The 23586-nt window shown below is 43.6% G+C and carries 18 protein-coding genes; 12 read left to right on the forward strand and 6 right to left on the reverse strand.

All coding sequences use genetic code 11. The features are described 5' to 3' along the window. The first annotated feature begins 28 nt into the window (after window positions 1-28). Window positions 29-1405, forward strand: a complete 1377-nt coding sequence (locus ACZ5V1_RS16505) for an aminotransferase family protein (RefSeq protein ID WP_464389769.1) — start codon at window positions 29-31, stop codon at window positions 1403-1405. 33 nt (window positions 1406-1438) lie between these two features. After that, the gene (gene ald / locus ACZ5V1_RS16510; RefSeq protein ID WP_464389770.1) at window positions 1439-2551 is read left to right on the forward strand and encodes an alanine dehydrogenase; all 1113 of its coding nucleotides are present in this window, start codon (window positions 1439-1441) and stop codon (window positions 2549-2551) included. A 916-nt stretch (window positions 2552-3467) separates the two neighbouring features. Here ald and ACZ5V1_RS16515 read toward each other — a convergent pair. Then, window positions 3468-4331 carry a bifunctional transcriptional activator/DNA repair enzyme AdaA gene (locus tag ACZ5V1_RS16515; protein ID WP_464389771.1) on the reverse strand — a complete coding sequence of 288 codons (864 nt, stop codon included), beginning with the start codon at window positions 4329-4331 and terminating at the stop codon, window positions 3468-3470. 437 nt (window positions 4332-4768) lie between these two features. Between ACZ5V1_RS16515 and ACZ5V1_RS16520 the strand changes: the two genes are divergently transcribed. After that, window positions 4769-6355 carry a methyl-accepting chemotaxis protein gene (locus tag ACZ5V1_RS16520; protein ID WP_464389772.1) on the forward strand — a complete coding sequence of 529 codons (1587 nt, stop codon included), beginning with the start codon at window positions 4769-4771 and terminating at the stop codon, window positions 6353-6355. Window positions 6356-6444: 89 nt separating this feature from the next. Here the strand turns inward: ACZ5V1_RS16520 and ACZ5V1_RS16525 are convergent, their stop codons facing one another. The 3 genes from ACZ5V1_RS16525 to ACZ5V1_RS16535 form a co-directional block, all read right to left on the reverse strand. Next, window positions 6445-8283, reverse strand: coding sequence for an HD domain-containing phosphohydrolase (locus tag ACZ5V1_RS16525; RefSeq protein WP_464389773.1), 1839 nt, complete (start codon window positions 8281-8283; stop codon window positions 6445-6447). Window positions 8284-8535: 252 nt separating this feature from the next. Then, window positions 8536-9129: a short chain dehydrogenase gene (locus tag ACZ5V1_RS16530; RefSeq protein ID WP_464389774.1), complete on the reverse strand. Its 594-nt coding sequence runs from the start codon at window positions 9127-9129 to the stop codon at window positions 8536-8538. Then, entirely contained in the window at window positions 9114-10046 is a 933-nt protein-coding gene (locus ACZ5V1_RS16535) for a GGDEF domain-containing protein (RefSeq protein WP_464389775.1), read from the reverse strand. The genes ACZ5V1_RS16530 and ACZ5V1_RS16535 overlap by 16 nt, the downstream gene beginning before the upstream one ends. Window positions 10047-10681: 635 nt before the next feature. On the opposite strand from ACZ5V1_RS16535, the gene ACZ5V1_RS16540 reads away from it, so the two are divergent. Then, window positions 10682-11437 (forward strand): sulfite exporter TauE/SafE family protein, encoded by a 756-nt coding sequence (locus tag ACZ5V1_RS16540; protein ID WP_464389776.1) that lies wholly within the window; start codon window positions 10682-10684, stop codon window positions 11435-11437. Between the two features lie 997 nt (window positions 11438-12434). Further along, window positions 12435-13952, forward strand: coding sequence for an L-lactate permease (locus ACZ5V1_RS16545; protein WP_464389777.1), 1518 nt, complete (start codon window positions 12435-12437; stop codon window positions 13950-13952). 97 nt (window positions 13953-14049) lie between these two features. Here ACZ5V1_RS16545 and ACZ5V1_RS16550 read toward each other — a convergent pair whose 3' ends face one another. Further along, the gene (locus tag ACZ5V1_RS16550; RefSeq protein WP_160712032.1) at window positions 14050-14586 is read right to left on the reverse strand and encodes a hypothetical protein; all 537 of its coding nucleotides are present in this window, start codon (window positions 14584-14586) and stop codon (window positions 14050-14052) included. Between the two features lie 478 nt (window positions 14587-15064). After that, window positions 15065-15220 (reverse strand): hypothetical protein, encoded by a 156-nt coding sequence (locus ACZ5V1_RS16555; RefSeq protein ID WP_216846839.1) that lies wholly within the window; start codon window positions 15218-15220, stop codon window positions 15065-15067. A 1029-nt stretch (window positions 15221-16249) separates the two neighbouring features. Between ACZ5V1_RS16555 and ACZ5V1_RS16560 the strand changes: the two genes are divergently transcribed. The 7 genes from ACZ5V1_RS16560 (at window position 16250) to sigZ (ending at window position 23546) form a co-directional block, all read left to right on the forward strand. Beyond that, window positions 16250-17710 (forward strand): APC family permease, encoded by a 1461-nt coding sequence (locus tag ACZ5V1_RS16560; RefSeq protein WP_464389778.1) that lies wholly within the window; start codon window positions 16250-16252, stop codon window positions 17708-17710. Between the two features lie 251 nt (window positions 17711-17961). After that, a complete protein-coding gene (locus tag ACZ5V1_RS16565) occupies window positions 17962-18561 on the forward strand; it encodes a LysE family translocator (RefSeq protein WP_464389779.1) in 600 nt (199 codons plus the stop codon). Window positions 18562-18613: 52 nt separating this feature from the next. Further along, the gene (locus tag ACZ5V1_RS16570) at window positions 18614-19390 is read left to right on the forward strand and encodes an AraC family transcriptional regulator (RefSeq protein ID WP_464389780.1); all 777 of its coding nucleotides are present in this window, start codon (window positions 18614-18616) and stop codon (window positions 19388-19390) included. Between the two features lie 515 nt (window positions 19391-19905). Beyond that, window positions 19906-20901 carry a type I glyceraldehyde-3-phosphate dehydrogenase gene (gene gap / locus ACZ5V1_RS16575; RefSeq protein WP_464389781.1) on the forward strand — a complete coding sequence of 332 codons (996 nt, stop codon included), beginning with the start codon at window positions 19906-19908 and terminating at the stop codon, window positions 20899-20901. A gap of 108 nt (window positions 20902-21009) precedes the next feature. After that, entirely contained in the window at window positions 21010-22206 is a 1197-nt protein-coding gene (locus ACZ5V1_RS16580) for a phosphoglycerate kinase (RefSeq protein ID WP_464389782.1), read from the forward strand. Window positions 22207-22496: 290 nt separating this feature from the next. Continuing rightward, window positions 22497-22844, forward strand: coding sequence for a 2Fe-2S iron-sulfur cluster-binding protein (locus ACZ5V1_RS16585; protein WP_464389783.1), 348 nt, complete (start codon window positions 22497-22499; stop codon window positions 22842-22844). A 153-nt stretch (window positions 22845-22997) separates the two neighbouring features. Then, complete coding sequence (sigZ, locus tag ACZ5V1_RS16590) at window positions 22998-23546, forward strand: RNA polymerase sigma factor SigZ (protein ID WP_464389784.1); 549 nt, start codon at window positions 22998-23000, stop codon at window positions 23544-23546. The last annotated feature ends 40 nt before the right edge of the window (window positions 23547-23586 follow it).

Consider the following 23586-nt stretch of genomic DNA (forward strand, 5'->3'; position numbering starts at 1 on the left):
TACTTTGATTTAGTAGAAGGGTAAAAAAATGAGCAATTCAGAAATTACAAAAGCTGTACAGCAAGATAAAGCTAACTGTTGGCACCACCTCACCCAGCACAAACCATTTGACGGTGACGCAAACCCGATGATGATTGTTTCTGGTGAAGGTATGCGTATTAAAGACGCAAACGGCAACGAGTTTCTTGATGCTGTTTCCGGTGGTGTTTGGACTGTTAACGTAGGCTATGGCCGTGAAGAAATTGCGAAAGCAGTTTACGAACAGCTCAAAAAGCTTTGTTACTTCGCTGGCTCTGCTGGTACCATCCCTGGTGCACAGTTTGCTGAAGCTCTCATCGACAAAATGCCTGGCATGAGTCGTGTTTACTACTCAAACTCCGGTTCTGAAGCTAACGAAAAAGCTTACAAAATCGTACGTCAGCTCGCACACCTCAAAGGTGACGGCTCTAAACACAAAATCATTTTCCGTGATCGTGACTACCACGGTACTACCATTGGTGCATTGTCCTCCACTGGTCAGTTCGAGCGTAAAAACCAGTACGGTCCATTCGCTCCTGGTTTTGTAGAGCTTGCTCATTGTAACTGTTACCGTTGCCCATTCGGCAAAGAATACGGTAGCTGTGACATCGAATGTGCACACGCTCTCGAGACTCTCATCCAGAATGAAGGTCCTGAAAACGTTGGCGGCGTAATCCTCGAGCCAATCACCGCTGGTGGCGGCGTAATCGTACCTGTACCTGAGTACTTCCCGATTATCCGCGAAATCTGTGACCGTCACGGCGTTCTTCTTCACATTGATGAAGTTGTATGTGGTCTCGGCCGTACAGGTAAATGGTTCGGTTACCAGCACTTTGACTTCACCCCAGACATGGTAACCATGGCTAAAGGTGTTGCATCTGGTTACGCAGGTATTTCCTGTACCGTAACTACTGAAAAAGTTTTTGATGAGTTCAAAGCTGATCCATCCGATCGCATGCACTACTTCCGCGATATCTCCACTTTCGGTGGTTGTACCGCAGGTCCAGCAGCTGCTCTTGCGAACATGGACATCATCATTAAAGAGAACCTTCTTGAAAACGTTGTTACCATGGGTGACTACTTCCAGGATCGTCTCTTTGAACTCAAAGACAAGTACTCCATTATCGGCGACGTTCGCGGTAAAGGCCTCTTCCAGGGTCTCGAGCTCGTTAAAGATCGCGCTACTAAAGAGCCTGTTGATGAAGCTGTTGCAGCTGGTATCGCAGGAAATTGTGGTAAAGAAGGCGTAATCATCGGCCGTACTAACCGCTCTTTCAAAGAGTTCAACAACACTCTTTGCTTCAGCCCTGCACTGATCGCTGGTAAATCTGAAATTGATGAAATCATTGATGCACTCGATAAATCTTTTGCATCTGTTTCTGCATAACTAAAATAATTCATATTCTTAGGAGATAAGACAATGATCGTAGGCGTACTTAAAGAAATTAAAGTTAAAGAAAATCGCGTTTGTATGACTCCAGCTGGCGTTACCACTATGGTATCCCGTGGCCACGAAGTTCTCGTAGAGAAAGCTGCTGGCGTTGGTTCCGGTTTCTCTGATGCAGAATACGTAGCAGCAGGCGCTACAATCATCGATACACCGCAGGCAATTTGCGACAAAGCTGAAATGGTAATGCACGTTAAAGAACCACAGCCTTCCGAATACGGTATGCTCCGTAAAGGCCAGATCCTCTTTACTTACCTGCACCTTGCTGCTGACAAACCACAGACCGAAGGTCTCATGGCATCCGGCGCAACTTGCATCGCATACGAAACTGTTCAGAAAGCTGACCGCTCCCTTCCACTTCTTACACCAATGTCTGAAGTTGCTGGCCGTATGTCTATCCAGCAGGGTTCTATTGCTCTCGAAAAAACAAACGGCGGCCTTGGTAAACTCCTCGGTGGCGTACCAGGCGTAGCTCCTGCTAAAGTAATGGTAATCGGCGGCGGCGTTGTTGGTGTTCAGGCTGCTAAAATGGCTTGTGGCCTCGGCGCACAGGTTTACCTCATGGACATCAGCCTTGATCGTCTTCGTTACCTCGCAGACGTAATGCCTGCTAACTGCACCACCCTCATGTCTTCTAAAGGCGCTATCCAGCAGCTTCTTCCAGAAATGGATATGGTTGTTGGCGCAGTTCTTATCCCAGGTGCAAAAGCTCCTGCTGTTGTTACTCGTGAAGACCTCAAACTCATGAAAAAAGGCGCAGCACTCGTTGACGTTGCTATCGACCAGGGTGGTTGCTTCGAAACTTCTAAAGCAACAACTCACGAAAACCCAACTTACGAAGTAGAAGGCGTAATTCACTACTGCGTAGCTAACATCCCTGGTGCAGTTCCTGCAACTTCCACCATGGCTCTTACTAACGCTACTCTTCCTTACGCTCTCGAAATCGCCAACAAAGGTTGGAAGAAAGCTTGTCAGGAAAACGAAGAAATCAAACTTGGTCTCAACGTTCACGAAGGCAAACTCACATACAAAGCTGTTTGTGACGCATTTGGCTTCGATTACACTCCAGTTGAAGACGTATTATAAGTTAGATTACCAATTAGCTTTCGGCTCAGCATAACTCTATAATCCGAAAGCGAATGGTAGTGTAAGGTTCACGCCTTACAAGCGCGTGTAAACGCGTCTAAGTAGCGAATGCTATTTGGGTATATAAGCAGCAGCATGATTTTTCATGCTGCTGCTTTTTTTTGTAGCTTTTTTTATTGATATATTCTCTGAGTGAAGAATATCTTTTATGCAGTACTGCTGCTATAAAGGAATTTTTTTTGTTACTTCCCTTTTTTTATGTATATATTATTATACATACATTTTTTTTAAAATATTTCTAATCTTATGAACAGTTGTAACAATAAAATTTATTGTTATTTCATTTTTTATGTGGAGACTCAGTCTTTATCAGTTCTTTTTAGCGTTTTTTGTAAATGTTAAAGTCGTTAGATATAATAAAGATGAAATTTGTTGCGTAACAGTATAGGGATATTGTTGATTGTTTGGAGTGACATAGGTTTTGTGTGAAAATTTTTTCCGCAGTTTGTTAATAACAGCTCGCGGCGTTTATCAGCGTGCTAGGGCTTTGCAACTTAACGTACGTTGGTGACACAATAAGGATGCGACGAAGGTATGTAGGGTATCTTTGTAACCGCTCTGGGTAGGGTTGGTGTGGCGCAGTGTGGGCTGTGTCGAAATTCGCTGATGCGTCCACTAATTTGGATCGCATATCCTTGTGGAAGGAAGTGGAAGGGCGTTTCCACTTCCTTCATTCTTTTGATGGGACAACAAAGCCCTGCATATGAAAATATGCAGGGCTTTGTCTTTTTGTTTTTTCCAGAATTTGACGAGCACTTCTAGCTTGTTATGACTTTATCACGCAAAAGCTTATGTCTTTTGACCTGAGGGTGTTTCGCTGTTTCTACATTCTTGGATTTTTAGCGATTCTAACTTATTAATTTTCTGCGATTTCTAATGCCCGCTTTCCGGCTTCCCATCCAATAAGTGCTTTTTTCCTTGCTGTGCCCCAACGATAATTCTTGAGGGCTCCAGTGTTTGTAATCACCCGATGACATGGGATTAGGTACCCTATGGAATTTTTTGCGATAGCAGTGCCGACAGCACGGGAAGCCTTGGGTTTACCAATGTGCTGCGCGATGTCCTGATAGCTCACAAGGTTGCCTGAAGGAATAGCAAGAAGGGCGCGCCATACGTTAATTTGGAAATTTGTTCCTTTCACGAGTAAAGTAATAGGGCGATTTGATGCCGGTGAAGGATAGAAAATTTTTTGTATTTTTGGGTGAATAGTGGATGTGTTCTGAACAAAGGTCGCATTGCACCATTCTGCTTTAAGTTGCTGGAGCAACTCATCCTTGTCTTCGTCAACAAAGCCTAGATAGCATACTCCTCGTTCTGTTGTGGCTAACAGGCATTCTCCAAAGGGAGAAGGAGCAAAACCATACTCTATGGTCAGGTTCGCTCCTTGTTGCTTAAAATCACCGGGAGTCATGGCCTCAAAGTTGATAAATAAATCATGAAGCCTCCCTGATCCGGACAGTCCGGCAGAGTGTGCAGTGTCGAGAATAGAAGCTTTTTCGGCGAGGCATTTTTTTGTGTATTCTACTGTGAGAAAATGAAGAAACTGAATCGGAGTGACCCCGACCCATTGCTTAAAAAGGCGTGAGAAGTGGTGTTTGCTCAAGTGAACATGTGCAGCAATGGTATCCAGCGAAGGCTGTTTCATTGCATTCTGTTCAATGTAGCGGATAGCTGTTTCTATTCGCTTGTAATCCTGAATTTCATTTTGTCGTGTGGTCATGGGTATCCTCGTATGCTTCATGTCCCGATGGAGTGTATCCTACGGAACAGATAAGCGGCTTTCCACCCGAATATTGCTTTTTTATATGTGCTGATATTGTTTTTGGTGCTAATGGTATAGAATGTAGAACATTATTTATTAAAGCATAGTACTAGTGTAAAAGAACCACGCATTCTTTTTATAGAACTCAACTATGCGAAAATAGGGTAGTGTACTAGAAAAAGAGGTGGTTAGCCCTCTTATAATTTACAGCAATACATATTGAATTATGGTAATTGACCGAAAAGACACTTGCGTAGGGGCATCGTTTTTGAGTGCCCTCTTCCGCTACGCAACGATTAAATTTGATACACAATGGGTGTGGACGTTGGGGATATTGCATTCGAAGTATGTATGCAGTGCATCCGTTGTGTGTTGATATTGTAAGGAGTGGAAAAATGGGAAAATTTTCCCTAAAGATGCAAGTGGTCTTGATTGCCGCAAGTGCGCTCTTGTCACTTGGGGTTGGGTATGGCTTTTTGTATGCAGGTTCTGATGGCGCGACTATTTCTCTGGGAACGCTCGATACAGCGTTGCTTGTGACTGTCGGGCTCTTTACCTTATTAGTGTTACCGCTGGTATTTATTACAATAAGCACTCTACGCACGGCTACCAGTGTTATTTGTGAAAAAAGCAAACGTGTTTGCGGGGGCGATTTTACGGTTACGTTTCCTTCATCTCCGGCAGTAGATATTGCTGCAGTTGAGCAGGAAATTGAGGCTATGTTTGCCAGCATGAAGCATCGCCTCGGTTTTGCTCAGGGGGTTCTTACGGGTATTGATACCCCTTTTGTTGTTGTCGATACAGATGAAGTGTTGACGTATACCAACGATTCTCTTCTCACTATTCTTGAGCAGGACGGGAAGCCGGAAGACTACTACGGACAGAATGTTGCGTATTTCTTCTATGGTGATGCGTCCCGCCGTACGGTTTTAGCAGATAGCCTTGAGAAGCATATTGTAACCAAACGCGAAGTTGTCCTTACAGGCCGTAAGGGTGGCCAGCGAAAGATTTATATTAACGCGTCTCCGTTGTTCGATTTGAATGGCGAGTTAATGGGAGCGCTTTGTATTTATCAGGATTTAACAGCCTTGCGTCAGCGCGAGGATGAAATACTGAATAAGAATGAACAGATTGCCTCTGCGGTGCGCGATTCCGAAGATGTTTCCGATGATGTTGCACGTGTGGCGCATGAAATTTCAGCGCAGATGGAAGAAACAAGCCTTGCTGTTTCTCGTCAGACTGAGCGTGCAATGGAAACAGCGACAGCAATGGAACAGATGAATGTTGCCGTGACAGAAGTTGCACAGAGCGCCTCCAGTGCTGCAGAACAGGCAACGTCTGCCCGCGATAAAGCAGAGCAGGGGTCAAAAGTTGTTGGTGAAGCCATTGATGCAATTGACGATGTGGCTCGATTGTCACATCAGTTGCACACAGACATGGCCTCGTTGGGGCAACAGGCTGAAGGCATCGGCACCGTCATGAATGTTATTACTGATATTGCAGATCAGACTAACTTACTTGCGTTGAACGCAGCTATTGAGGCTGCCCGTGCAGGTGATGCAGGGCGCGGTTTTGCTGTTGTTGCGGATGAAGTTCGTAAGCTTGCAGAAAAAACCATGCAGGCAACAAAAGAGGTGGGTGACGCCATTGACGCTATTCAGTCAGGCGCCCAGCGCAATCTGGAAAGTGTTGAGGCTGCGACTACTGCCGTGGCTCGTTCCAGAGAACTTTCCGGCGCTTCAGGTGAAGTGCTGAGTAGTATTGTGGAACTTGTGACCGATTCAACAGATCAGGTGCAGGCCATTGCCACAGCAGCCGACGAACAGGCAGCTACCAGTGACCATATTAATCGTTCTGTAGACGACGTCCGGACAATCTCAGAACAATCAGCAGACGACATTGTGACCGCCTCAGACGGTGTTCGCGAGTTGTCTGTTATGGCTGGGAAATTACGAAAAATTATTCAGTCTATAGGGTCTTAACTCCACATGGGTGGTGTTTAGTAGATAGGTATTGTGAAATAAAAAAAGGCTGAGAAACGCGAATGTCGTTTCTCAGCCTTTTTTTATTGTTATGCAGGGGACGATTCGTTTTTATCCAGATATTGTTCCCGTATCTGTCGTATTTCGTCCTCATATTTGGTGAAGATGTCTACGAGCTGCGGATCAAAGGCTTTAGCACGTTCTGAAGTTATGTAGGAAACAACACGATCCCGAGGCCATGCTTCTTTGTAACAGCGCTTTGAGCAGAGCGCGTCATACACGTCAGCCAGCATTGTAACCCGTGCAAAAATGCTGATTCCGTCTTCACGTAATCCATTCGGATATCCGTTCCCGTCCCACCGTTCATGATGCTGATGCGCAATCTCACATGCGATTTTTAACAATTCTTTGCTGGAACCATCCAAAATATCTTTTCCGATGGAAGTGTGTGTTTTAATAATCTCAAATTCTTCTACAGTAAGCTTGCCGGGTTTATGCAGAATAGCTTCGGGAATCCCTATTTTTCCAACATCATGCATAGGAGATGCGGCTTCCAGCAAGTCGAGGTCTTTTTCTTTCATTCCTATATGGTTGCCAATGAAACGAGATATTTTCGCGACCCGTTGCACGTGCCCGCCTGTCTCTTTTGATCGAGCCTCAATAACCTCACCCAGAGTTGAAACAATAACTTTTTGTGTTTCTATCACTTCTTTATCCAGAATGATTATGCGTTCTTTGCTTTGGCGCAAAATGATTTGTTTTTGTAAGTTATTGTAGGTGAGAAAGAGTATGAGAGATAATATAAAAATGATTGCAAGTGCAGGAATGAGAGCTTTGTTGTGCTTACTGAAAAAAGATTCTGGCCTGTTGATAAGTGAGGCTTCGATAGGAAGTCTGTCGAGGGCGATGTTGAATTTTTTCAGCCGTTGGTAGTCATAAATACTTTTATGCACGTTCGCATCGAGTTGAAGAGGAATGACCGGCTGTCCTGCCAGCAGGCGGATAATAGAAAAGGCAGCCTGTCTACCCAGGCTGTCAGCGGAAAGGACTTTGCCCCCAAGCACGCCTGTCTCTAATTGAAAAGACCAGGATACGAGAATGGGAACCGATGAAATTTTTGCGAGCTCTTTTTCTATAGACCCCTGTGTGTAAAATTTATCATCAGTGGTTTTGAAATGCGGAAGCAGGTATATAATTTCGTGAGATTTTCTGGATGTTACGAAGGCCTTAAGCTCTTCAAGGGTCATAGCTGGAGTTACTTTAAGGCTGACTTGTTGCGGGAGTTTTGACGCAATACTGCTGATTTCTTCAATCATGGAATGGCATGTAGGGCTTTCGTCCCCAATAACATGCACAGTTCGTAAGTAGGGGCGCATCCGGATGGCTTGACGGATTGTTCCAAGATGATCAGCTTTTTCTGCAATGATCGAGCGTATATTGGAATCTGTTGAAGGTAGTTGAGCGTTATTAATGCCGCTTGCGACTACAGGAACATTCGGGAAAATGTCAACACCGTATGTCTGCATAAAACGTAATGCATCGTTGTCTGTCGCAATAATTCCGTCTGGCAGTGTGAAGGCATATTTATTTGCATACATAAGAGCCAATGAACTTAGATAGCTTGGGTCAGAAAAATTCTTACTATCCATAAATTCAAAACGAAGCCGTGTGGCGGGTGATTGCTTCTTAAATGTATCTATGATCGCTTTGTTTGTATTAATCGTCCATGTATCGGTGGGAGAAAAAGAATGAATGATGAGAATAGTTTTTGGTGCACAGATAGGGATACTGTGTGCAGGAACTGCGCTAGAGATAATACAATAAATAATAAGAAAGAGAGTTGCACGATGTATGAAACAAAGTTGTGCAACCCATTGTGACAAAAAAGAATGTATAGATGGATTAATTTCCTCGATATCAATACGCATACAAGAGTATTCCACGTCATGATCACTGAGGTAATTATTAGCTGTGTATTCTAGGGTAGTAAAAAAATGATCTTTTTAACGGAAAGAAGTATTCATTACATTTATTAGAAGAAAGTACACAGCATATTTTACGTATGTACTATTTTCTACAGTATCTTCTGAATACAGTGTGATGAATATTGAAAGGAAGTATTGTTGAAAATTATTGTGATGTAATAGTTCTATTTTTAGAAACAGATATCTTTGGATGAACTAAATATCAATAATTTGTCCGGTAATATCACATTCAATAATATCCAGATAAGATTGAGCGACATCTCTTACAGATACAGTGTGTTCTGCCTGCATTCCAAATTTTTCCATTGTTTCCTGAATCCATCCGGGGCTGACAGCATTAATGCGTTGGCCTTTATCTAGTTCCAGGGCGGCTGCATATACAAAGGAATTTATAGCTCCGCTGGCAATTGCGGCGCCAGCTGTTCCTGCGATCGGGTGTTTGGCTAAAATACCGCTGGTCAGTGTGATAGAGCCATGCGGTGGCAGGTAGTTACGGGCTTCAAGAGCTATATGTATCTGTCCGAGCATTTTGTTGCGGACGCTGTACATGAGCTTGTCTTCATTCAGTTCAGTTAGGGGAGCAAATGAAGCATCACCAGCGGTGACGACCACATGGTCGAATGCTCCGATCTTTTTGAAAAACGTAGAGATAGATGCAGGATCGGTCATGTCGATAGCAGGAGTAGAATGTCTTGAGGCTTCGATGACAATGAGTTTAGAACGTAAGGCCTGCACAACATGTGATCCGATTAACCCGCTAGCACCAATGACGATTACGCGTTGGGGCATACCAGTCTCTTTTCTTCTGTATTGTCAATGACTGTGCGATTCCGTCCAGAGTTTTTGCAGTGATACAGCTGTTTGTCTGCCCGCGTAAGGACTGCGATGCTGTATTCATTATGCTGAGAAATGGCTCCGCCAAACGATGCAGTAACGCTGACTTTTTTACCATTGTGCATAAGCCATGCGTTTTGAACAATCTTGCGTAATCGTTCTGCCATTCCGGTAAGATTTTCGATGGTTGTGTTGGGCACAAATACAACAAATTCTTCCCCGCCCCATCGGCATATGACATCAAGGAAACGTAACGAGCTCATCAACGTTTGTGCAACCATGTGGATGACTTGGTCTCCTATGTAGTGCCCGAACGTGTCGTTTACAGCTTTAAAATCATCAATATCAATGAAGAGAACGCCAAACGGGGCAAGATTTTGCTCCATTGCGTGGTCAAGGTTTCGCATGGTTATCTCAGCATAACGGCGGTTGCCGATGCCGGTGAGCTTGTCAGTTAATACCTCTTTGCGAAGCAGTTCCATTTCTCGACGAATATTGAGTGACTCACTGTTCTCCGCAAAGACCTCAACAGCACCAACGATTCTTCCGTTGGAGTCAAGCATAGGTGATGCCTGAACCGTTACTGGGACTTTGTGTCCAAGCTTATGGCGCATGAATACGCTATGGTGCTTTTCTTTTCCGTCACACAGTGTAGCAGCAAGTGGGCAGCCCTTTTCGCAGAGGGCACAGCCACTTTCATCTTCATGCCGAAGAAGATTTTCTGAACAAATTTTTCCAACCATTTCTGCTGCGGTGTATCCGCTAAGCCGTTCTGCTGCCTTATTCCAATACGTTATGCGACGTTCTGCATCTACGAAATAGATACCATCTGTCACTGAGTTGAGCAGAGTTTGATAAAACATTTGATCCATAAAGCAACTCCCCCGAAAAGAGTACAGCACGCACAACATATTCTCCCCGATAACTGGAATAGTGTTGCATTAGCTGGCAAAGCGCAAAGTAAGACCAGGCGTCTGTATGATCAGTGGCGTAGTAAACGACGACATTTATTTTGCAGGAGTAAAGTAGAGTACTTTGCACAAACAAAAGAAATATATCTATACATACATTGTTTATGTCGTAAAAACAACTGGTTGAGAGTGTTCAAGGTCTGTCTGTTTTTTTGGACAAAGAAATGTGGCTGCTTAATGTTATGATAATCAATTATTGAGAATAATTAATATTTTTATAAATAATCAGAAAACACTGTTATCGTGGTGGGTTCAAATAATCTGGCGAAATTATTGCTCGCTTTTTATTCCTGTTACCCTATTGATACTGGCTGTAAGTACGACTTGTTTCGCCAGTAAAAGGAATAAAACCTAGTCAGTGATATATGAGTGGCTGAGCATAATTGTGTTCTTATGGACGGAAAAAAGTAGAACAGTAAGGCTTAATGCCTTGCTGTTTTTTCTCTTATTATGACTGTTTTGGTAGGGTTTAGAGGCAGTGCATTACGAATAAGGCCGTGATATGGTTTCGAAAAATACAAGTAGGACGTGTGCTTATGGATTCACTTATTGTACTCATATTCGGTTTGTCATTCAGTTTCAGTTTCATATTTGCTCTCGGTGGAATCGGGTCGGCTGCCGCGATAATTCCAGTACTCACATGGGTCGGTGTTCCCTTTAACATAGCGCGTCCGACAGGCTTGTTCATTAACACGTTAAGCATGGGCGGCGCTACCTATTCAAATATTAAAGGTGGTAGGCTCGATTTTAAATTAGGTTTGCCAGTAATCGTGACGTCATTGGTAATGGCTCCCATTGGTGCGTGGAGCGGACACTTTTTTCCTACGCAATATATTATGATTGCCCTTGTCATTTTCCTGATGTTTGCATCGTGGATGATGCTTTTTTTCAAGGGACTGAAGGGAGAGGTCGTTTATCGGGATGATCATCCTTTTGTAGGGCCTGCGTTTGTGGGGGTGATCGCTGGATTTTGTTCCGGTCTGCTTGGTGTAGGCGGCGGTGCGGTTATTTCTCCTTTGCTGATTATGCAGGGTTTTAACCCCAAAAAGATTGCTGCTATTACGGCGTTTGCCGTGCCTTTTTCTTCTGTAGCCGGATTTATTACCTATGCTCTTATGGGTTCGGTTGCTTGGAAAATTTGGATAGTCGCGGGTGTTGCTGCATGTATTGGCGGGTATCTTGGAACAAGTGTTATGCATAGGCGAATGCAGCCTTCTGCAGTAAAAAAATTCCTCGGTGGTATTCTTTTCCTTGTGGCACTACGTATTCTTTTAGATATGATTTTCACCTAGATAGAAACTGATGAGTAATAAAAAAGCAGCCAAGTACTACTTGGCTGCTTTTTTTTGGGGATATCTGAGGGGATGTAAAAACGAGTGAACCTCCCCTGGTGAGGGGGAGGCACACAAAGAAGAGCGTTCTAATTCTAAAATTTTTTAGAAGGTACCAGCATGAATGGTGGTGCATGAAAGTAACCTGCGGAATAGTTACTTTGGTACCAGAACAAATTGATTGCTCAATCAATAAGTAAGTTTTTAAAATTTCATGCTCTTTGTGTCAATGTAAAAAAAATAGAAAGTTAGCGAAAGTTGAATTGAATGGCGGCTTTACTTTCATAAACTTAATAAATTAAGACAGATGTGTATTAAGAAAAAAGCTGAAATAAAATTCTTATTGTTCAAATAGAGTGTGAAAGAGGAAATTGGTTGGTCCAAGATATTTTTTTCATAAAAAAAAGATTGCACGAATAACTGTACAACAGATGCAGCTTGGTAAAAAAAATTTACAGCTTGTTTCCTAGTGATGTGCTTGCAGAAAGAATCGTGAATGAAGAAAAATGCGTGGAGGGAAGAATGTAATATTTAATATTTCTAATGCATTAATGCATTAAATGGCACGAGATGAGCATGTGAGTGTTAAGTCTTTTTTTAGAAGTGGTTTCATGAAAACAATCTTATCAGCTTTAAAAAAGTGAGCACATCTGCTTGTGATTATGCCTAGCGCATTTTCAAATCAACAGGTCACTCTTGCAATGTGTGGTGCTAAAGGACTTTGCTAAAATTTTACATCGTGATAATTCTTCCGGTTGATTGCTCAACCAGCTGTGTTGAGCTTCAACTCTGTGGGCCCTTATGCAGGACGTTGCCGTTCTCTGCATGAATAGGGTGGTGGACTGTCATACTGCCTGCGCTCTGGTACAGCCAGGCAGTATGACAGAGAGTTAGACACATGTAGGTAGCGTTCCGTTGGCCTGGTCTCTACCTACACATACCTGAACTAGGACCTGTGATGGAATACTTGTCTTTTCTATTGGCACTCTTGCCAATCGCGTGGCTTATCTTTTCGCTTGTTGTTCTCAAGCTCCCAGCACATAAAACTTGTACTGCAACCTTAGTTGTCACACTTGCGATCGCTGTATTCGGCGAATGGCAAATGCCTGCACTTAAAGCTGCTTCTGCTGCTGCAGAGGGTGGTGCATTGGCACTTTGGCCTATCATGATTGTTATCATCGCTGCTGTATTTACATACAATCTGTCTACACAGACTGGCAGCATGAACGTAATCACAAAAATGCTTTCCGGCATTACCACCGACCGCCGTTTGCTCGTGCTTATTGTCGCATGGGGCTTTGGCGGTTTCCTTGAAGGTGTAGCTGGCTATGGTACTGCCGTGGCTATTCCTGCAAGTATTCTTGCTGCAATGGGTTTTGCCCCAATGCATGCAGCTGTAATTTGTCTTGTAGCTAATACCGTACCGACTGCATTTGGTGCAATCGGAATTCCAATTTCTACGATGGCAAGCGTAACCGGTATCCCTGTTGAGGTAGTAAGCTACCTTACAGCGTTCCAGCTTTCCACATTCATCGTTCTCATTACCTTTCTTGTTGTCGGCCTTGTAGATGGCTTTAAAGGTCTGAAAGGCGTTGTTGGTGCTTGCCTTGTTTCCGGTTTCAGCTTTGCTCTTCCGCAGTTGTATGTAGCCAAGTTTATGGGTGCAGAACTTCCATGTCTTGTTGGTAGTATCTGTAGTATGGCGGCAACCATAGCATACACCCGTATGGTACATCGCAGCACAGCTGCTGAAGCGGAAGAAGTTATTACTGCAAAAAGTAAGTTCCTCGCGTGGGTTCCTTACATGCTTATTCTCACGTTTATCGTTCTTTGCAGTAACTTGTTTCCTGCGATTAAAGAAGTGGTTGGCTCCCTTAAGTCAGTTATCACTATTTATGGCGATAAACCGTTTACTATTAAATGGGTTGCCACTCCGGGTGTCCTTATCGTTCTCGCTACATACATTGGCGGAATGATTCAGGGTGTTTCTTTCGCAGAAATCACAAAAGTTCTGGCCAATACTGCAAAGCAGCTCACCAAGTCTGCTATTACAGTAGTGGCCATTGTCGCGCTTGCGAAGGTGATGTCCTACAGTGGAATGATTAACACCATTGCATTGGTCATCGCCGAGTTAACCGGCTCCTTCTACCCATTCATCTCACCAATGGTGGGCGCGCTTGGTACCTTTGTCACTGGCTCCGATACATCTTCAAATGTGCTCTTCGGGCAATTGCAGATGCAGGTTGCAGCAAAGATCGGGGTCGATCAGGCCTGGCTGGTTTCAGCTTCCGCAGCTGGTGCCACAGCAGGTAAAATGATCTCTCCACAGTCTATTGCTATTGCAACAGCAGCAACCGGTATAACCGGTAGCGAAGGTCGTATTATGAATAAGACCATCGTTATTTGCTGTGGCTATGTGCTCATTTTAGGTACACTTGTGTACGGACTTATTCCGTACCTGCACGTAATCTACTAGATAATTCGCAGTGCGACGGAGGCGCTTTGCGCCTCCCCGCATTGAAAAAAATCCTGCCTATTACGCATTCAGCAATGCTTTGCTGTTTTTGCCGTCGCTACAGTGTCTGTTCTGCAAAACCAAACTTTGAAAGCTGGTCGCACAGCACTTGCCGTGCAAGATACAAAACACCGAGCATGAGTAATCCGGAAACGAAAACGTTTGTCCGGAAAGCAAAAGAAACAACAAAACATACGGCTGTTACTGCAAGCTGAATTTGAGCAAATTTTTCTGGAACTGCACTATGGGATACAAGCAGCCATTGCGGCTTGGTTCCATATAAAAAGAGAGAAACCAGAAAAATTGCGCCTAGAATTCCAGCAGCTTTTAAATCCGCAAGCAGAACCGGAAATCCAGGTGTGCCTCCACTAAGCAATGCAGCGCTTAGTAAAATATACATATTAATCCCGACAATTACGGGATCTGGAATAGCTTTTTTTATCAGAAAAATACCAAGAGTTACCAACGCGGTGCCTGCTGCCACATAAAATGGCATCATCCAGCTGTCCGGTTGAGAAACATCAACATATCGAAAAGAAAATGCAAATACCTGAAGCGGTAGCAACTCGAGCAGAATCCGTAACCAGCGGTTCATAGCGTTTCCCCTTGGTACTGTGTGCCGGATCGTCCCTTGCGCATGACATCAGCAAGTAAAAATAAGGACGATGCAGACATGTTATGTACAATGCTGGGAATAAGTATTGCAGATTATTTTTTATGTTTACAAGTTCTATTTCTTAATTGTGCTTTCAAACAGTTTGGTTTGATGAGTTCCTGCAAAGCACATCTATTTTAAAATGTTAACTAAAATGACCTTTTCTATTTTCTTTGAGTAATTAAAGAAAATAGAAAAAACTCATATTCGTTTTTGGACGTAAGTATTCACTCTGTGGAGCAGGCTATGCCTATTCTGCAGAGTGTTTTTTGTTGTTTTGCGCAACATGCTGGTATGGGTGGTACTGAAAGCATACATAGCAAGGCCCTGATCTACAGGGCCTTTCATGTATGAAGGAGGATATTGGCAAGACCGGTCTGGTGGAATGGTCGGTCTGCCTGATTAAGCAAGCGCTGTCTTACTTAATGTACTGAGCTACCTGTAAAACATTTGCGCCTACGGCATGTGCTTTGATGGAGAAAGCAGTAAGAAGAATTGCCATAGTGAGCAGTGTTGCGTGTTTTGCAGAGCCGCTAGTGTATTTTGAGTCGTCAACGTTGAAAAACAGATTCATTGTATTCCCTTTTGTTCCGCAAAAGAGGTTGAATAAAATTGTTTTGATTGAGCGACCAAACAATAACAAAAAGACTAACGTTGTAAAGTAGTAAATTGGGTTTTTGAAAACTTTTGCTATGAGTCGCACGGCTGTTGGTTTTTGTGGAAAATGCTTGTTCGAGACTCTCTATGAAGTGGAAAGCTTGTTTGTATCTATATGAGTGAACGGCTTTTCAGGTTCAAGTTTTAGAAGTTGCTTTATTGGGAGCAATTTTGAGGCAGGGAAGTGAGGGCTAAGAATGAAAATATATTTCACGATATAGCAAATACGTTTTTGCTATAATTTTAAGCACTGCACTCTCGCAAATAAGCTTCTTGGGTTTATAAAATGAAGTATGCAGCTAATTATAAATATAAACTATTAAAAAACAGTATGTTGTGCAGTGACTGAGGAGGGCGGTTTGTTGGAAAACATTCTCCTTTTAGCTTGACTTTCGAACAAAATAAGAAGACTAATGCATTCATGAATTGTTCGAGAGTCAAGATATGAGCCAGTGCATACTAACACTTGGAGTACGCGGATATTCAGCTTTTTTATTCGGAGAGTAAGGTTCATGAAAAACTCACTGGTAGTCTTTTAAGCACAATTGTGGGGCGTTCTTATCCCATTGTGAGTAATATCTGCGAATCTAAGTCTAAAACGACTTAAAAAGAATAAAAACTGATGCATAAGTGAATTGCTATTGAGTGTGGAAACAAGTCGTTTTTTATTTATGCTTTAAAAACAGAGTGTTATGAGCTTGTGTTTTTTTGGCACGTGAGATGCATAAGGGTGAGTGCTCCTAAAGAGTGCCAAAACCTTAGGCATGGGCCTGTGCTACCTTTTTGGTAGAACAGACGTCCCTCTGCATGAGTAATCTCATCGTTGCTATTGGGTGGTATGTAACCTGTCCCCAAGATTTAGTTCTCCTGCCAGTAACGACGCTATGGTTAAAAGGTAAACATAAAGATGACTCCGGTCATTTTCTTAATTTAGGAGAGGCTTACTATGAGTGGTACATCAACGAATTCTGACGAAACTTCATCGCTTAAGAAATCTATTAAACCATCTCAAGCATGGGCTCTTGCATTAGGGGCTATTCTTGGGTGGGGTGCATTTGTTCTGCCTGCATTGCGCTTTTTGCCTTCCGCAGGGCCGCTGGCAGCTTGCATCGGATTTGTTTTAGGTGGAGGGATGTTATTCTTTGTAGCCATTAGTTATGGTAACATGGTGAGCAAGTATCCTGTAGCAGGAGGCGCATTTACTTTTGCTTACATCGGTTTCGGGCCGACTGCAGCGTTTATCTGTGGTTGGGCTCTCGTGCTTGGATACATCTGTATTATTGCGCTTAACGCAACTGCCCTCGCGTTACTATCGCGCTTTTTATTACCGGGTGTATTTGAAATCGGGTACCTGTATACTATTGTTGGTTGGAAAGTTTACGCAGGTGAATTGGCAATGCTTATTGCTATTCTCGCTGGCTGTGGCTTTTTGAACTACTGTGGTGCCGATCTTGTAGGTAAGATACAAGTTTTCTTAGCATTTGCTTTGGTTTCTGGAGTATTTGCCCTCTTCGCAGGTTCCTGCCTGACAGAGACCGCATCTATTTCAAACCTGTTTCCGTTATACGCGGAAAATAAAGGCCCTATCGCTAGCGTTATGGCGATTACAGCTATTGCACCTTGGCTGTATGTTGGCTTTGATACCATTCCACAAGCGGCAGAAGAGTTTGACTTTCCACATAAAGACGCTCAGCGCTTGATGCTTTCAGCAATTACCTGGGGTGTACTTTTGTACGCACTGGTAACTATTGCTGTTGCAGTTGTTATGCCGTATCCGGAGTTGCTTGGCATGGACGTGCCATGGGCAACCGGAACTATCGCAAAAATTAGCCTTGGTAATGCAGGTAGTGTGATTTTGGCTACTGCCGTATCCGCTGCAATCTTTACCGGTATTAATGGCTTTTTTATTGCTTCTTCCCGTCTGCTTTTCAGTATGGGACGTGCAAAAGTGCTTCCAGCATGGTTTGCACAGATCCATCCTAAACATCAGACTCCGCACAATGCTATTTTATTCGTACTTGTTATCGCAATTTCTGCGCCATTCTTCGGTCGTGAAGTACTCAACTGGGTTGTAGATATGTCTGCAATTGGAACAGTAGTGGCGTATCTCTACTCCTGTCTCGCAGCGTATAAATACATGGCTGCACACTCATTTGATGAAGGCTCCAAAAAAGGTAAAATTTGTGCAGCTCTCGGATCATTAAGTTCTGTGATCTGCCTCTGTCTTCTTACCATTCCAGGTTCACCTGGTGCAATCGGTTCTGAATCTTGGATGGCATTGTTAGTTTGGTGTGGCCTTGGCTTCATCTTCTACAAAACAAAAATTGGTGAATTTACATCAATGAGCCGCAAAGAACAGACAGAATTGATTTTGGGTTGTTCATCACGTCCGGTATTTTTTAAATAGTACACTGATACTTGTTAGCTCCATGTGCAAGGAGCTCTACGTAACAGAACGCTCTTTGGTTTTATTCAGCAGCATAATAGCAATATTATGCTGCTGTTTTTTTATGGAGTTCAAAAAAAACGGCCATAGTTTTTTGATTCTTCCTAATTCTTATCTTTTCCTTCTCAGATGCTCTCCATGAGCAATATCGTTCAATATTCACGCCACACTTTTGCGTATGATTTCTCCTTATTCTTTAAGGAGGGTTTTACGTGTCCATTTATCTTTCTATGATGACTTTTGCGTTGGTGGGGGCAATTTCACCGGGGCCGGTTAATGTTATTGCTGCAAGCACGGGAGCCAGAGCAGGGTACAAAAAAACTACGCCGTATGTTCTCGGAGCCAGTGTTTCGTACACACTTGTTGTTGTAATAAGTGGGGTAAGTCTTGAACAGGTAGCTTTGGTTGTGCCGCAGATTACTTGGCTTCTTAAAATATCGGGTGCAATGTTTTTGCTTTTCATGGCGTATAAGATCGCGATGTCGAAGGGATTTGCATCAGCTCAAGACGGTGATGATGCCTCGCTCCCGGGATTTTGGGAAGGGGCGCTGGTGCAGGTGCTCAACCCTAAAGCATGGCTTGTTGCGATGGCCGGCGTAAGTTTGTTTACGCTCGGGCGAAACCCTGCCATGATGTATCTCATCAATTTTAGTATAATTTCTTTTGTGTTGTGTTTTGCCGGTGTCTCGGTTTGGGGTGCAATGGGCAGCTATATAAGGCAATTTCTGGCGACTCCCAAGCGGCAGATCGGCTTTAATTACACAATGGGAACCCTGCTTAGTGTGACGGTTCTATACATGCTGACGGGATAACGGAGCAAGAATGAAGCAGGACAGCACAGTTTTTTTGCGTAGGTGCAAAGAGTTGCCGTTTGTTGAAGTGCGAACGGCGCTGAACTCTGCTGTCTGCTATCATGCTCATTCGCATGATGAGTTTTCATTTGGCGTGATTGATGATGGCACCGCAAGATACCAGAACCTGAAAACAACGAACCGGATTTACAAAATGGATACGGTAACGATTAATCCGGGCGATATTCATTCGTGTAATCCGGATTCAGAATCGTGGTCGTACAGGATGTTGTTTATTGATGCAGGTTGGATAGGGGCTGCGCAGGAAGAAACTTTTAAAATGCATAGTGCAGATTATAACGGTTTTTTGGGAGCACATAAAACCGATCACGGGCTCTATTCTTGTTTTGAGGTGCTGTATAATGCATTAATGCAGGATGCGAATCCGTTGGCTTCGGAAACTTTTTTGCTGCAATACATTGTTCGTAACTTCGATCGGGAAGAGAATGCGGGGAAAGTATGTCGCAAGATGTCCTCTTCCGTTGTCGGCAGGGTGCGCGAAAGATTGTTCGATCAGCTCGAAACAAATCATTCGTTACATGACTTAGCGTTGGATGCAGGTTTAAGTCGCTATCATCTCATCAGAAAGTTTAAATCAGTCTACGGACTTTCTCCTCACGCCTTACAGATTGATGAACGTATAAAACGTGCAAAAGAATTGCTTAAGCAGGGTTCAACCATTGCTGAAGCTTCCACTCAGCTTGGGTTTGCAGACCAGGCTCACTTTCAGCGTAATTTCAAAAAACGCTTGGCCATCACACCAAAACAGTACCAGTCTTTCTTTATATAGTTTGCCGTGTCCGCATGTAACTGGCATTATGAAACGGTTTCATACGACACAAAGCAAAAAAAATATTAAAATAACATAAAATTCAATAAAATTGATAAATTACATCGGTTACAGTGTTGTTTTTTACATTTTGTGCGTTGAATGTAAAACCGTTTACATTGTGCGCTCGTATGTGCCTAAAAGTGTTGTCAGTAAAGGGTTTACGGAGATTGTACCAATTCTTGACCACTTCACTATTGTAAGACCGTTTACATTATTTTGTGTTGTAAAAGTTTTCAAAAATACCCTATAAATTTCTCTAGAACTATTCTTTTCAAGCGACCTAAGTCATGTATCAGTAGAAGTTCATTTGAGTGTGTGCAGTTAGCAATTCCAATGATGAAGAAGCTACGTATGGCATAGGTGCCGAGGTAAAACGTCTTCGCCCATTCGTTTTACAGTGATGTTGCAGAATGCAAAGAGGCAACACCCGTCTCGGTATGAAAGTAACCATTTAGCACAAGTAAAAGAACACCATGATTAAAATCGGTATTAACGGCTTTGGCCGCATAGGCCGCCTTGTTTTCAGGGCTGCTACACAGCGTGATGATATTGAAGTTGTTGGTATTAACGACCTTATAGACGTTGATTACATCGCGTACCTCCTTAAGTACGACTCCACCCACGGTCGTTTCGACGGCACGGTAGAAGTTGAAAATGGTCACCTTGTTGTTAACGGCAAAACAATCCGTGTATCTTGCGAATGCTGTCCGGACAAACTTGCATGGGACGAAATCGGTGCTGAGTACGTAGTAGAATCTACCGGATTCTTCCTTACTGACGAAGCTGCCCGTGGTCACATTAGAGCTGGTGCTAAAAAAGTTATTTTGTCTGCACCGTCCAAAGATGCGACTCCAATGTTTGTTATGGGTGTTAACCACAACGAATACGAAGGTCAGGACATCGTTTCCAACGCTTCCTGTACTACCAACTGCCTTGCTCCGCTTGCGCATGTTGTACATAACGCATTCGGTATCGTGGAAGGTCTTATGACCACTGTACACGCAACCACAGCCACTCAGAAGACCGTTGACGGCCCTTCTTGTAAAGACTGGCGTGGCGGACGTGGCGCAGCTCAGAACATCATCCCAAGCTCAACCGGTGCTGCTAAAGCAGTAGGCAAGGTTATTCCTTCCCTTAACGGTAAGCTCACCGGTATGGCGTTCCGCGTTCCTACTCCGGATGTTTCTGTAGTCGACCTTACCTGTCGTCTTGAAAAGTCTGCTACCTACGAAGAAATTAAAGCTGTTCTTAAAGAAGCTTCCGAAAATGAGCTTAAAGGCGTGCTTGCGTACACAGAAGATGCTGTAGTTTCCACCGACTTTGTTGGTGAATCCTGCACCTCTATTTTTGACGCACAAGCCGGTATTGCTCTTAATGATAATTTTGTTAAGCTTGTGGCATGGTACGACAACGAATGGGGTTACTCCTGTAAAGTTCTCGACCTGCTTGCACACGTAGCTGCAAACTAGTTCCAGAATGAAGTTTACACTGCGGCTTACCATGTATTAGGTAAGCCGCAGTGATTTTGTGCTGGGAGTTTTTACAAAAAAATTATCACACCTTACGAGGCATAACATATGAACAAACTTTTTATTAACGATCTCAATTGCGAAGAGAAAACTGTAATCGTACGTGTAGACTTCAACGTGCCTCTTAAAGATGGTGCTGTTGATAACGACAAACGAATCCGTGCAGCTCTTCCAACCATCACTCACTTGGTAGATGAGGGCGCAAAAGTTATTCTTATGTCTCACCTTGGACGTCCTAAAGGACAGCGTGTTGAGGCGTTAAGTCTTAAACCTGTTGCGGAACGTCTTGCAGAGCTTTTGGGAAAACCTGTTGCATTTGCAGATGACTGCATTGGTGACGTGGCTAAAAAAACTGTAGCTAAGCTTGCAGCCGGTGAAGTGCTTCTTCTTGAGAACCTTCGTTTCCACAAAGCTGAAACTGATAACGATCCAGAATTTGCAAAACAGCTTGCTGAGCTTGCAGAACTGTACGTTAACGACGCGTTCGGCACCGCGCATCGCGCACACGCTTCCACCGAAGGTATTACACATTACATGGACACCTGTGCATGTGGTTACCTGCTTAAAAAGGAACTCGACTTCCTCGGTAGTGCACTTGCAGAACCTAAGCGTCCATTTACCGCTATCATCGGCGGTGCAAAAATTTCCGGTAAAATTGACGTAATTAAAGCGCTCCTGCCAAAAGTAGATAACTTGATTATCGGCGGCGGCATGGCGTGTACGTTCCTTAAAGCCAAGGGATGCGAAATCGGTAATTCTCTTTGTGAAGAAGATAAATTGCCACTCGCAAAAGAACTTCTTGAACTTGGCGAAGGCAAAATTCTTCTTCCTACAGATTACCTTGTAACCGACAAGCTTGATTTTGATGCACGCGAGATCGGCAGCGAAGCAATCGTAGCAGAAGATGCCATTACTGAAGGTCTTATGGCTGTGGATATTGGTCCTGACACCATGGAGACTTTCAAAAACATCATCGAAAAATCCGGTACAGTCGTTTGGAATGGCCCGATGGGTGTATTTGAAATTGATGCCTCTGCCAAAGGTACTTTTGCTGTGGCAGAAGCTCTTGCAGAAGCAACAACAAAGGGCAGCATCACCGTTATCGGTGGTGGTGACTCAGCATCTGCTATCGAGAAAGCTGGTCTTTCCGAAGCAGTTTCCCACGTTTCAACAGGCGGCGGTGCTTCCCTCGAATTTCTCGAAGGAAAAGCTCTTCCGGGTGTAGAAGCTCTTACCGAAGCATAGTCCACAAAGTTGGAGCCTAGTTCACAAAGCTGGAGATAACGCATTGTAGTGCTGTTTCCGGCAAGAGAACGGCTAGCTCAGTAAAAGATAAAGCGGCATGTTGAATATTCAACATGCCGCTTTTTTATTTCATATCCATTGATATTCCAGAACATTGTCAAAGAAAAATAAAATGTAGAAAAAAGTTTGCGTCTTTTCGGCTTGTGAATCGTCTACCTTTTCGAACTGTCTGCACAGAGCGGATAGCAATTGGAGCAGCAACCCTGCTCGTTTCATAAAAGGAGAGACGTATGAATATTACTATTGATGGAATTCAGGTAGAGTGTTTGGCTGAAGATACAAATATTGTGGAAGCAGCAAGCAGGAGTGACATTCGTATTCCGGCACCGTGTTACCTTGCCAATCGTAAACACGGTTGCTGTAAGGGATGTGTGATCGAAGTAAACGGTGAAGAAAAATATGCTTGTGTAACAAAACCGCAGGAAGGAATGCAGATTGTTGTTGATCGTGAAGATCTGAATACTTTGCGCAAAGAGCGTATTGCTGCATACAGTAAAGCAAAGCACGACCCTTCATTGCGTTGTGAGTGTGACTGTGCCGGCATTGACGGTTGTTCTTCCGATCCGAATTGTTGTTAAGGTAGAACCGGCAGTACTGGTTGGAGATAGTCTTGAAGCGTAACCCGTCATTTTGACAACAGGCGCAACAGTCTTATTCTCTACCAGATAGAAACAGAGTCAGAAGCAGAGCTAAAGTTTGGGTCTGAGCTAGAAAAGCGTGTCGGAGGGGATATGGAACGATTAGAAGCAATGTGGCTGGAGCATCAGGACAGCTTGTTAGGTTTTATTAAAAAGCGTGTCGGCAGCAAAGAAACTGCCGAAGATATGCTGCATGATGTCTTTTTGAAATTTCATGCTCATTTTGCAACTATCACAGATCATACAATGATTCGTAGTTGGTTGTTTCAGGTAACCCGTAACGTTATTATTGATCACTATCGTACCCGCACATTCACCGTTGCTTTGCCGGAATATCTGGAAGCTGAATCTGTCTCTAAAGAAGAAAAAATGCAGCAGACACTCTCTACCTGTGTGGAGAAAATGGTGCTTCGGCTGCCGAGAAAATATCGTGTTGCTGTACAACTTGCAGATTTGGAAGGGCAGCCGCAGCTGGATGTCGCAAGTTTGGAAAACATTTCTCTTTCCGGTGCAAAATCAAGAGTTCAGCGTGGGCGTAAGCTTTTACGGGATATGATGTTTGACTGTTGTTCTTTTGAAGTGGACAGGGAAAGTCAGGTTGTAGACTGGAGTCCGCGCCACAAGACCTGTAAGTATTGCTGATAAGTACTGCCATACAAATCAAAAAAGCCCTGCTGGTGTG

It is taken from the genome of Halodesulfovibrio oceani subsp. galateae, from assembly GCF_055397225.1.